Annotated in this window: 10 protein-coding genes and 1 riboswitch; of the genes, 7 read left to right on the plus strand and 3 right to left on the minus strand. The window is 70.2% G+C overall.

Translation table 11 applies throughout. The features are described 5' to 3' along the window. The first annotated feature begins 93 nt into the window (after window positions 1–93). From ACGFMK_RS13590 to ACGFMK_RS13600, 3 genes are read left to right on the plus strand one after another with little or no spacing between them, the layout of a single operon-like run. Window positions 94–1,020 carry an ABC transporter ATP-binding protein gene (locus ACGFMK_RS13590; protein ID WP_392761799.1) on the plus strand — a complete coding sequence of 309 codons (927 nt, stop codon included), beginning with the start codon at window positions 94–96 and terminating at the stop codon, window positions 1,018–1,020. Further along, window positions 1,017–1,862: an ABC transporter permease gene (locus tag ACGFMK_RS13595; protein WP_392761802.1), complete on the plus strand. Its 846-nt coding sequence runs from the start codon at window positions 1,017–1,019 to the stop codon at window positions 1,860–1,862. The genes ACGFMK_RS13590 and ACGFMK_RS13595 overlap by 4 nt, the downstream gene beginning before the upstream one ends. A gap of 3 nt (window positions 1,863–1,865) precedes the next feature. After that, window positions 1,866–2,099: a helix-turn-helix transcriptional regulator gene (locus ACGFMK_RS13600; protein WP_326943654.1), complete on the plus strand. Its 234-nt coding sequence runs from the start codon at window positions 1,866–1,868 to the stop codon at window positions 2,097–2,099. On the opposite strand, the gene ACGFMK_RS13605 is transcribed toward ACGFMK_RS13600, so the two are convergent. Both ACGFMK_RS13605 and ACGFMK_RS13610 read right to left on the minus strand, forming a co-directional pair. Beyond that, entirely contained in the window at window positions 2,096–2,824 is a 729-nt protein-coding gene (locus ACGFMK_RS13605; protein WP_392761805.1) for a hypothetical protein, read from the minus strand. The genes ACGFMK_RS13600 and ACGFMK_RS13605 overlap by 4 nt on opposite strands. Window positions 2,825–2,844: 20 nt before the next feature. After that, on the minus strand, window positions 2,845–3,015 hold the full coding sequence (locus tag ACGFMK_RS13610; protein ID WP_392761808.1) for a hypothetical protein: 171 nt from the start codon (window positions 3,013–3,015) through the stop codon (window positions 2,845–2,847). 146 nt (window positions 3,016–3,161) lie between these two features. Beyond that, window positions 3,162–3,273, plus strand: a riboswitch (cobalamin riboswitch). 49 nt (window positions 3,274–3,322) lie between these two features. Between ACGFMK_RS13610 and cobN the strand changes: the two genes are divergently transcribed. The 3 genes from cobN (at window position 3,323) to ACGFMK_RS13625 (ending at window position 9,804) form a co-directional block, all read left to right on the plus strand. Next, entirely contained in the window at window positions 3,323–6,913 is a 3,591-nt protein-coding gene (gene cobN, locus ACGFMK_RS13615; RefSeq protein ID WP_392761810.1) for a cobaltochelatase subunit CobN, read from the plus strand. Between the two features lie 333 nt (window positions 6,914–7,246). Next, window positions 7,247–8,452, plus strand: coding sequence for an IS110 family transposase (locus tag ACGFMK_RS13620; protein WP_392761977.1), 1,206 nt, complete (start codon window positions 7,247–7,249; stop codon window positions 8,450–8,452). A gap of 269 nt (window positions 8,453–8,721) precedes the next feature. Further along, window positions 8,722–9,804 (plus strand): ISAs1 family transposase, encoded by a 1,083-nt coding sequence (locus ACGFMK_RS13625; RefSeq protein ID WP_392761980.1) that lies wholly within the window; start codon window positions 8,722–8,724, stop codon window positions 9,802–9,804. Here the strand turns inward: ACGFMK_RS13625 and ACGFMK_RS13630 are convergent. Beyond that, window positions 9,779–10,177, minus strand: a complete 399-nt coding sequence (locus ACGFMK_RS13630; protein ID WP_392761813.1) for a hypothetical protein — start codon at window positions 10,175–10,177, stop codon at window positions 9,779–9,781. The genes ACGFMK_RS13625 and ACGFMK_RS13630 overlap by 26 nt on opposite strands. A gap of 414 nt (window positions 10,178–10,591) precedes the next feature. Between ACGFMK_RS13630 and ACGFMK_RS13635 the strand changes: the two genes are divergently transcribed. Next, window positions 10,592–11,800 (plus strand): chitinase, encoded by a 1,209-nt coding sequence (locus ACGFMK_RS13635; protein WP_392761815.1) that lies wholly within the window; start codon window positions 10,592–10,594, stop codon window positions 11,798–11,800. Window positions 11,801–11,838 lie beyond the last annotated feature (38 nt).

Here is an 11,838-nt window from a genome sequence, read left to right on the forward strand (position 1 = left end):
GACCGCCGGTCAAGTTCCGGGTGCAGCAGAAGTCACACCGGATGTAGTAGATGTGCTACATTCGATCGCATCAGTCAGATGGGGGTTCGGACCATGAGAGATCCAGCGGACCCCGCCGTCCGCGTGAGCGGGCTGCGGATGCGCTACGGCGCGAACGACGTCCTGCACGGCGTCGAGTTCGAGGCGTACCGGGGCGAGGTCGTGTGCCTGCTCGGGCCGAACGGCGCGGGCAAGACGACCACGATCGAGATCCTCGAAGGCTTCCGGATGCGGTCGGCCGGCGAGGTGAGCGTGCTGGGTGTAGACCCGGCGCACGGCGGCGAGGACTGGCGGGCACGCCTGGGAGTCGTGCTCCAGTCCTGGCGCGACCACGGGAAGTGGCGCGTCCGCGAGCTGCTCGCGCACCTCGGCCGGTACTACGCGCCGTACTCGACACCGTCGAGCACGCGGCCGTGGGACGCCGACCAGCTCATCGCGGCGGTGGGGCTCACCGAACACGCGCAGAAGAAGATCAAGACCCTGTCGGGCGGCCAGCGGCGGCGGCTCGACGTCGCGATCGGCATCGTCGGCCGGCCGGAGCTGCTCTTCCTCGACGAGCCCACCGCGGGCTTCGACCCGGAGGCCCGGCGCGAGTTCCACGATCTGGTGCACCGGCTGTCCGACGAGCTGGACACCACGATCCTGCTGACCACGCACGACCTCGACGAGGCCGAGAAGCTGGCCGACCGGATCCTCATCCTCAACGGCGGCCGGATCGTCGCCGACGGCTCGGCCGACGCGCTCACCCGCCAGATCGCCGGTGAGGCCGAGGTCCGCTGGACGATCGGCGGCCGGCACTTCGTCCACTCGACGACCGAGGCCACGAAGTACGTCCACGACCTGTTCAAGCAGCACGGCGAGGCGGTGGCGGATCTCGAGGTCCGCCGCGCGTCGCTGGAGGACACCTACATGACGCTCGTCCACCGCGCCGAAGCCGGCGGCGAAACCGAGCTCGGCCTGCAGGAAGCGGGTACGCGATGAACACCGCCGTGGTGCGGGCCGGGCTGGCCCGGGGCTGGATCGAGTTCAAGCAGACCTGGACCAACCGCGAAGACCTGGTCGGCCAGATCGTCTTCGCGGCGCTCTTCCTCGGCGTGGTGTTCTTCATGCGCGACGCGACGGTGCCCGGCACCGGGTTCTCCCTCGGCGCGGCGACCGTGCCCGGAGTGCTCGGAGCCGGGATCGTGTTCACCGGGCTCACCGGCGCGGCGAGCTACCTGGTCATCGACCGTGAGGACGGCACGCTGCTGCGGGCGAAGGCGACACCGAACGGCATGCTCGGCTACCTGGTCGGCAAAACCACGACGCTGTCACTCGGGCAGGTGGCGTCCCTGCTGGTCGTGCTGATCCCATGCCTGTTCCTGTACCCCTCGCTCGCGCCCGACGGCCTCTGGTCCTACCTGCACCTGCTGGGGGTGCTGGTACTCGGGCTGCTCGCGACGTTGCCGATCGGAGCCGCCCTGGGCTCGCTGATCAGCAGTCCGCGGTCCACCGGGCTGATCGTGCTGCCGGTCATGGGGCTGGGCGCGATCTCCGGGATCTTCTACCCGGTGATCGCGTTGCCGGTGTGGGTGCAGTACATCGCGCAGGTGTTCCCGATGTACTGGCTGGGCCTCGGCATGCGCTCGGCGTTGCTGCCGGACAGCGCGATCGTCGCCGAGATCGGCCGGTCGTGGCGGCCGGTGCCGACCCTCGCCGTGCTCGCCGCGTGGGCCGTGATCGGATTGGTCCTGGCGCCGGTCCTGCTTCGCCGCATGGCGCGGCGTGAGTCGGGTTCGTCGGTGGCGCAACGCCGGGAGAAGGCCATGCAGCGTGTGGGGTGAGTCATGAGCGAGGTCGTCTACAACCGGATCGCGATGCTGCGCGCGGAGCGGTCGATCTCGCGCCGCGAGCTGGCCGACGCGCTGGGCGTGCACTACCAGACGATCGGCTACCTCGAGCGCGGCGAGTACAGCCCGAGCCTCTACCTGGCGCTGCGGATCGCGGACTTCTTCGAGGTCAACGTGGAGGTCCTGTTCTCGACGAAGCCGTTCCCCCGTCTCGGAGAGCGGTCCGCCTAGGGCTTGCGGAGGTCGGCGTCCAGCAGCGCGCGGACGACGTCGGCCCGGCGGGTCTCGCGGACCGTCCGGCTGAGCTCGACGTGCAGGAACGGCGTGCCCGCGGCGGCCTGGCTCTGGACGTTCGTCGTCCCGGCCAGGCCACGGCAGGGTTCGTCCCAGGCCCGGCAGACGCGGAACCCGGCGGCGGCGAACCGGTCGGCCGCCCGGCGGGCCGCGTCCCCGGCTTCGGCGGCGCCGGCCGAGAGCACGACGTCGGCCGAGGTCAGGGTGGTGTCGCCGAAGCCGTGGAGCTGGACCTGCGGCAAGCCGCGCCGGGCGAGCAGCGTCGTCACGACGTGGAAGACGCTGCGGGTCTCGTGCGCGGGGTCCTCACGACGGCGGTGGGCACCGCCGATCGCCAGGACGGCTCCGGGCACCTGCCGGAAGAGGGCGAGCCCGATCCGGTCGGTCCGCAGGTCGGACGACGCGTGCGGCACCTCGACGACCAGCGACAACGGCGCCGACCGGTCGACCACGTAAAGCCCCCACGCGCGCTCGGTACCCGGCTCCTGCACCGCCAGGGTGTCACCCTCGACGGAAAACCCCAGCTCACCGAGGTCGTGGGACCGGTGGTCGAGGAAGGCGGCGAACGCGCTCTCGGCGGTCCGGAGCTCGGCCGGCGTGGGCACCCGGTACGGCTGACGAGCCGACTGCGCGGCCGTGAAGCCGCGCAGCAGGGAGTCCACACCGCCAGGTCGTGAGCCGCTCACCGCTTGACGTCGATCTCCACCCTGGGCCAGGGGACGACGCGGATCCGGATGCGGATGTCGCGCTCGGGAGCCGCGAGAATCTTGTGGACCAGCGCCAGAACGATCCCCGCGGTCCAGGCCGGCAGGATGAGCGTCAACGCCACGAACCCCCACGGAACGGTGGTCACGCGAACTCCTCGGACCGCCCGGTTGACAGGATCCCCACCCCGGCGCGGCGGTCGGTGCGCTGCTCCCACCATAGCCGCACACGTCACCTTGACGCCACGCCCCGGCGCACCGGAGAGTGAGTCCGATACCCACGCGTCGGCAGGTGGAGGAACCCGGTGAGAGTCCGGGGCGGTCCCGCCACTGTCACCGGAGACCTGGGTCCGATGCCGCCTCCACGGGAGGAAGTGCGTCGGCGGGTCTCCGGGAGCCAGGAACTCCGGCCGGCGCGCCCGTACTACCCGGGGCGCGGACCCCGAGGAGGACCTCGTGATCCTGCTTCTGTCCACTTCGGACACCGACCTGCTCAGCGCGCGTTCGTGCGAGGACGAGTTCCGGCTGGCGAACCCGTCGCGGCTCGACGTCGCCGAGCTGCCGGGCCTGCTCGCCGGCGTCCGCATCGTGATCGTCCGCATCCTCGGCACCCCGCGCAGCTGGCAGGAGGGCCTCGACACGCTGCTCGCGTCGGGCGCGCACGTCGTCGTCCTCGGCGGGGAGCAGACGCCGGACGCCGAGCTGATGAAGCTCTCGAACGTCCCCGCCGGTATCGCCGCCGAGGCCCACGCCTACCTCGCGCAGGGCGGCCCGGCGAACCTCACGCAGCTGCACCGGTTCCTCTCCGACACGCTCCTGCTCACCGGCGACGGCTTCGAGCCGCCCGCCGAGCAGCCCGGCTGGGGCATCCTCGAGCGGCCTTCTTCCAGGGCGGACGGCCCGGTCGTCGGGATCCTCTACTACCGCGCGCACCACCTGTCCGGGAACACCGCGTTCGTGCACACGCTCGCCGACCAGATCGAGGCCGCCGGCGGGCGCGCGTTGCCGGTCTTCACCGCGTCGCTGCGGACCCGCGAGCCGGCGATGATGGCCGAGCTGGGCAAAGTCGACGCGCTGCTGGTCACCGTGCTCGCGGCGGGCGGCACCAAGCCGTCCGAGGTGGGCGCCGGGGGTGACGACGAGGCGTGGGACGTCGCCGAGATGGCCGCGCTCGACGTCCCGATCCTGCAGGCGCTGTGCCTGACCAGCGACCGCGAGACGTGGGCGGCGAGCGACGACGGCCTCTCCCCGTTGGACGCGGGTAACCAGATGGCCGTCCCGGAGTTCGACGGGCGGCTCATCACCGTGCCGTTCTCGTTCAAGGAGCTGGACGAGGACGGGCTGCCGCGCTACATCCCGGACGCCGAGCGCGCGTCCCGCGTCGCGAAGATCGCCCTGGCCCACGCGCGGCTCCGGCACACGCCTGCGTCGGAGCGGCGCATCGCGCTGATGCTGTCCGCGTATCCGACGAAGCACTCCCGCGTCGGCAACGCAGTCGGGCTGGACACGCCCGCGTCGGTCATCGAGCTGCTGCGGCGGATGCGCGAGCTGGGCTACGACCTGGGCGAGGACGCCTTCCCGGGCGTCGAGCCGACGGGCACCGACCAGCCCGACGGCGACGCGCTGATCCACGCCCTGATCGCCGCCGGCGGTCAGGACCCGGAGTGGCTGACCGAGGAGCAGCTGGCCGGCAACCCGATCCGGGTGCCCGCCGCGCGCTACCGCTCGTGGTTCGAGGCACTGCCGGACGAGCTGCGCGAAGGCATCGAGGGACATTGGGGTCCCGCTCCCGGCGAGCTGTACGTCGACAACGGCGACATCGTGCTGGCGTCGCTGCAGAGCGGCAACGTCATCATCATGATCCAGCCGCCACGCGGGTTCGGCGAGAACCCCGTCGCGATCTACCACAACCCGGACCTGCCGCCGAGCCACCACTACCTGGCCGCCTACCGCTGGCTGGAGGAGGAGTTCGGCGCGCACGCCGTCGTCCACCTGGGCAAGCACGGGTCGCTGGAATGGCTGCCGGGCAAGACGGCCGGGCTCTCGGCGTCGTGCGCGCCCGACGCCGTGCTCGGGAACCTGCCGCTGATCTACCCGTTCCTGATCAACGACCCCGGCGAGGGCGCGCAGGCGAAACGGCGGGCGCACGCGACGATCGTCGATCACCTGATCCCGCCGATGGCGCGCGCCGAGTCGTACGGCGACATGGCGCGCCTCGAGCAGCTGCTCGACGAGCACGCGAACATCGCGGCGATGGACCCGGCGAAGCTGCCCGCGGTGCGCGCCCAGATCTGGACGCTCATCCAGGCCGCCAAGCTGGACCACGACCTCGGCGTCGACGAGCGCCCGCACGACGCGGAGTTCGACGACTTCCTGCTGCACATCGACGGCTGGCTGTGCGAGGTCAAGGACGCCCAGATCCGCGACGGCCTGCACATCCTCGGCGCGGCGCCCACCGGCGAGGCGCGCGTCAACCTGGTGCTGGCGATGCTGCGCGCGCAGCAGGTCTGGGGCGGCAAACAGGGCGCCCTCCCCGGGTTGCGATCGGCGTTGGGGCTCAAGGAGAACTCCGACGCGCCGACGTCCGAAGTGGACAAGATCGAGAAGACGGCCCGCTCGCTGGTCGAGGCGATGGAGTGGCGCTCCTGGGACGTCACCGCGGTGCGCGGCATCATCGACGACAAGCTGGGCGGCCCGGACGAGCAGGTGCAGCTGATCCTGGAGTTCGCGGCGAACGAGATCGTGCCGCGGCTGGCCGCGACCACGGGTGAGCTGGACGCGATCCTGCACGCGCTGGACGGCGGCTACATCCCGGCCGGGCCGAGCGGGTCGCCGTTGCGCGGGCTGGTCAACGTGCTGCCGACCGGGCGGAACTTCTACACGGTCGACCCGAAGGCCATCCCGAGCCGGCTGGCGTGGGAGACCGGGCAGGCGCTGGCGGACTCGCTGCTGCGCCGCTACCGCGAGGACACCGGCGACTGGCCGCGCTCGGTCGGGCTGTCGGTGTGGGGGACGTCGGCGATGCGGACGTCGGGCGACGACGCGGCGGAGGTCCTGGCCCTGCTGGGCGTCCAGCCGGTGTGGGACGAGGCGTCACGGCGCGTCACCGGCATCGAGGCGATTCCGCTGTCCGAGCTGGGCCGGCCGCGCATCGACGTCACGATCCGCATCAGCGGCTTCTTCCGCGACGCCTTCCCCCACGTCATCACGATGATGGACGACGCGGTCCGGCTGGTGGCTTCGCTGGACGAGCCTCTTGCGGAGAACTTCGTCCGCGCACACGTCTCTTCCGACTTGGCCGCGCACGGCGATTCACGGCGGGCAACCACGCGGATCTTCGGCTCGAAGCCGGGCGCGTACGGCGCCGGGCTCCTGCCGCTGATGGAGTCCGGAAACTGGCGCGACGACAAGGACCTCGCCGAGGTGTACGCGGTCTGGGGCGGGTTCGCGTACGGCCGCGACCTGGACGGCCGGCCGGCGCGCGAGGACATGGAAAGCTCGTATAAGCGGATCGTGGTGGCGGCCAAGAACACCGACACCCGCGAGCACGACATCGCCGACTCGGACGACTACTTCCAGTACCACGGCGGCATGATCGCGACGGTCCGGGCGCTGACGGGCACGGCCCCGGCGTCGTACGTGGGCGACAGCACCACGCCCGACGCCGTCCGCACGCGCACGCTGGGCGAGGAGACGGCCCGGGTGTTCCGCGCCCGTGTGGTGAACCCCCGCTGGCTGGCGGCGATGCGGCGCCACGGTTACAAGGGCGCGTTCGAGCTGGCGGCCACGGTGGACTACCTGTTCGGCTTCGACGCGACGGCCGGAGTGGTCGGCGACTGGATGTACGAAAAGCTGACCGAGTCGTACGTCCTGGACGAGACCAACCAGGAGTTCCTGCGCCAGGCCAACCCGTGGGCGCTGCGCGGAATCGTGGAGCGGTTGAACGAGGCAGCGGACCGCGGCCTGTGGGAGGACCCGGACCCCGAGCTGCTGGCGCAGATGCGCGAGGTCTACCTGTCCTTGGAGGGCGACCTCGAGTCGGAGTGAGGCGGTTGTCCACACCCGTCCGGGGTGTGGACAACTCTCCCGTCCCCGACCGGATCACGGCTTCTTGTCGGCCCCCGCCGATAGACTGGAGCAGGGCACGCCCCCCGTTACCTTTTTCGTGGCTCCTGATCAGGGAGTTGTGGTCACCAGGTTCGGCATGACTAACGTCCCCAGTCGCAGGCATGATCCGGGGGGTGGTGTCACCGGGCCTGGTGGCATCGAGGGACCGCTGATAGGGACACGGCCACCGCCGGGTAGGTCTCGTCGTAACGTGGGTGCCGGCCATCGATGCCCAACCCGGTGACCACGACACGACGAACGAACGGCTGGTGGATGAGCAGCGATTTCGGGGTGTTCCTCGGCCTGGACGTCGGTAAGGAAGCCCACCACGCGGTCGGTCTCGATCCGGACGGGAAGCGGCTGCACGATGGACCGTTGCCCAATACCGAACCGAAACTGCGTGCGCTGTTCGACAAGCTCGTCGCGCACGGGCCGTTGCTGGTCGTGGTCGACCAGCCCGCCACGATCGGGGCGTTGCCGGTCACGGTCGCCCGCGCGGCCGGTCATCAGGTGGCCTATCTGCCCGGGTTGGCGATGCGCCGCATCGCCGATCTCTACCCCGGCCGGGCGAAGACCGACGCCCGGGACGCGTTCATCATCGCCGACGCCGCCCGCTCTCTGCCGCACACGCTGCGCCCGGTCGACGTCGGCGATGACGCGTTGGCCGAGCTGGAGGTGCTGGTCGGGTTCGATGACGACCTGGCCGGCGAAGCCACCCGGATCGCCAACCGCATCCGGGGCTTGCTCACTGGCATCCATCCCGCTCTTGAGCGGGCCATCGGATCCAGGATCGCGCATCCCGCGGTGCTGGAGATCCTCTCCCGTTGCGGCGGCCCCGCCGGGATCGCCCAGGCCGGCCGCCGCAAACTGACCGCGATCGCGAAGGTCCACGCGCCGCGGGTGGGTGACAAGCTGGTCGAGGCGATCGTGGCCGCGCTGGGCGAGCAGACCGTCACCGTTCCGGGCGCCGCAGCCGCGGACACGGTGCTGCCGCGGCTGGCTGACAGTCTGAAAACCGTCTTGCAGCAACGCAAACAGGTTGCTGAGCAGGTCGAGGGGATACTTGATGCGCACCCTCTTGCCGGGGTCCTGACTTCGATGCCCGGCATCGGTGTCAGGACCGCAGCCCGCATCCTGCTCGAGGTCGGCGACGCCTCCAACTTTGCCAGCTCCGGGCACCTGGCCGCCTACGCGGGCATTGCTCCGGTCACTCGCAGTTCCGGCACCAGCATCAAGGGCGAGCATCCGGCTCGGACCGGCAACCGGAAGCTGAAACGGGCGTTCTTCCTGGCCGCGTTCGCGGCCTTGCACGACCCGGCCGGCAGGGCCTACTACGACCGCAAACGAGCTGAAGGCAAGAAGCACAACGCCGCGCTGATCTGCCTGGCCCGCCGCCGCTGCGATGTGCTCTACGCGATGCTGCGCAACGGGACTCACTACCGCCACCCCGAAGCAGCTCCCGCCCCTGCTGCGGCTTGACAACCACATAGGGACACCCCCCCGGTGGAGGGCAGGGTTCCGGCAAAGTCGTGTGGCCTGAGTGCAGAGCGGGCACGACCCTCATCGATCATGTGATTGTCCAGGTCCCATGATCGTCTGAGAGAGCCGTGCCCGCTACGCAATCGTGCCCTGATCCCCGTCGTCCGTGATCGCCTGACCCGGGTCATCGACTCCCACATCGATCCATACTGGGCCGCTGACCTGCGCACACAGCTCGCCGACATACCTGACCCACGAGACCGGCGAGAATACGCCATTCGATCGGGTCGATCCTGGCGCTCGCGGCCGCCGCCGTCGTAGCCGGCACGCAGTCGTTCACCGCGATCGGCGAATGGGCCGCCGACGCACCACAGCCGATCCTGGCCGCACTGGGCACCCGATTCGATCCCCGCCACAACCGCTACGCCCCACCCGATGAAGCCACCGTCCGACGCGTAGCCACCCAGGTCGACGGCGACATCCTCGACGACCTCATCAGCACCTGGCTCACCGAGCACGACACCGGCGACACCGACCTGGCCGAGACCGCACCGGCAGCGATCGCGGTGGACGGCACATCCCCGCGCGGCACCTTTGCCCGCACCGGAGGCACCGGAGTGCACCTGCTCGCCGCGATCACCTACGACACGGCAACAGTGCTCGGTCAACGCCAGGTCCCGGCCGGCAGCAGCGAAATCACCTGGTTCCAGCCACTGCTGGACACCATCGACCTGACCGGGCGGGTGGTCACCGCCGATGCCCCGCACACCACCGCCGACCATGCCCGCTACCTGCATCAACGCGGCGCGGACTACGTGTTCACCGTCAAGGAGAACCAGCATCGTCTGCATGGCCTGCTCGACACCCTGCCCTGGCACGAGATACCCGCCCACATCACCAGCGGCAGCGGGCACGGCCGCAGCGAACGCCGCACCGTCCAGCTCGCCCCGCTGGGCGAGTTCCTCGGCTACCCCACGATCGACTTCCCCCACGCCAGCCACGCGTTCCTCATCGAGTGTTACACCACCCACCACGCCAGCCGGAAACGGTCCGCCCACGCCGCATTCGGCCTTACCAGCCTCACCGGCCGCTACGCTCACCCCGCCCAGATCGGAGGCTACGTCCGCGGTCACTGGCACATCGAAAACAAACTCCACTGGATCCGCGACGTCACCTACAACGAAGACCGCTCCCGTGCCCGCACCGGCACCGCACCCCGGGCCATGGCCAGCCTGAGCAACCTCGCCACCAGCGCACACCGTCAAGCCGAGCACACCAACATCGCCAAAGCACTCCGTCACACCGCCCGCGACGCCACCCGGGCCCTCACCCTGCTCGGAATACCCGTCTAAGCAACACAACGACTTTGCCGGAACCCTGCCGGCGGAGGGTGGGGGCCGCCTTCGCGCGGTCTGGTGATGGGCTGCAGAACCGGTCTCCATTCCGGCTTGCGCACATGCCGGCCGCACGTGCCGCGACGCGCTCATCGTCCCCGTGGCGTCGTCTACGTGAGATGTGCGGCGAGACCGGCCGCCCGATCGTGACGGGCGTCGGCGTTCCGAGATCGAGCGGCAGCAGCGGCGTGCCGCGCCCGGCCATCGCGGTGACCGCGAGATATTCGCGAGCCAGCTGCTCCGGCCCGAACGCGCCCGCGCGAATGGCCTTTGCCTTCAGCAGCACAACGGTGTTCGGCGAGGTGCTCGTCGCATCCCGCTCCAGGGTCAATTGGCTGTCGCTCAGGGCCGCAGGATTGAGGGCGGTCTCCGCTTCGGCCGCGGCCGGCTCGGACGCCGCCGAAGGGGCGTGCGCGTGCCGGAGAACGTTGGCCAGGTGGGCGTCGCGGGCAGGTAGTCCAACGCGGTCAGCACCTCGGCCGTCAGGACGTTTCCTTGCCGTGGTGGCCGTCGCGGTACTTGGACACGCTGCGGCCGTCCCACGAGATCTTCTCGAGCAGCCGTGACAGCGGCGTGCGGGCCGACCAGCCGGCGAGGGCGGCACCGTGGGTGGCACAACCGCCTTTCGTCGTGTGTCGAATGCGACATTTCTCGGGTTTCGCCCGTAACCCCGCCTTCGTCTTGACTTTGAAATGGTCTAGTCCAATGATCTGTCCACCCTCGAACCCCACCGGGAGGACAGATCATGCGCAGAAGCAGACTGGCCGCCGTCGGGCTCGCCGCCGCCACCTTCATCGGTACAGCTGTGAGTCTCGTGATCGGCGCGCCCTCCGCGACAGCGGCGCTGGGCAACAACTGGTACGCCGCGGCGCCGTATCTGATGCCCGTGAGCAACAATCCACCCGACCCGATCACCGTGATGAACGCGACCGGGCTCAAGGCGTTCCAGCTGGCGTTCATCCTGGCGCCCAACGGCGGCGGCTGCAGCCCGACCTGGGACGGCACCGCGGCGGTCTCCTCCGACACGAACGTCGCCGGCGTGATCTCCCGGATCCGCGGCGCGGGCGGTGACGTCTCGGTGTCCGTCGGCGGTTACGGCGGCACGAAGCTCGGCCAGACCTGCGGGACCGTGGCCGCGACGGCCGCCGCCTACCAGCAGGTCATCTCGAAGTACTCGCTCAAGGCGATCGACTTCGACCTCGAAGAGCCCGAGTACGAGAACACCGCGGCCATCGCGAACGAGCTCGGGGCGGCGAAGACGTTGCAGGCCAACAACCCCGGCCTGTTCGTGTCGGTGACCATGCCGGGCACCGCGGCCGGCACCGGCTGGTTCGGCACGCAGCTGCTCGACCAGGCGAAGTCGATCGGCTTCTCCCCCAACAACTTCTCGATCATGCCGTTCGACGGCGGCTTCAACGGCGGTTCGTCGCAGGTGTCCGCGCTGGAGGCCATGCACGGCCTGCTGATGTCGCACATGGGCTGGGACAGCGCGACGGCGTACTCGCACGAGGGCTTCTCCGGCATGAACGGCAAGTCGGACGCGGCGGAGATGTTCTACACCTCGGACTTCCAGACGGTGTACGACTACGCGACCAGCCACGGCCTGGGCCGCTTCACGTTCTGGTCGGTCAACCGCGACCGCGCCTGCGTCGGTACGACCGACAACGGCGTCTGCAGCAACGTGCCGCAGAACGACTGGGACTTCACGAAGTTCAGCGTCCGCTTCGCCGGGGCCACCCCGCCCCAGACGACGCCGACGACCACCCCGACGACGCCGACCACCCCGGGCGGCGGCTCCTGCACGGCGGCGGAGTGGGATCGCACCAAGGTCTACGTGAAGGACGACGTGGTCAAGCACAACAGCCACAAGTTCACCGCGAAGTGGTGGACCCAGGGCGAAGAGCCCGGGACGACCGGTGAGTGGGGCGTCTGGGTCGACAACGGCGCCTGCTGAGCTAGTTCCCCGAAGGCCGCCCCGGGTTCGCCCGGGGC

Source organism: Amycolatopsis sp. NPDC049252 (genome assembly GCF_043197175.1).
Lineage (GTDB): Bacteria > Actinomycetota > Actinomycetes > Mycobacteriales > Pseudonocardiaceae > Amycolatopsis.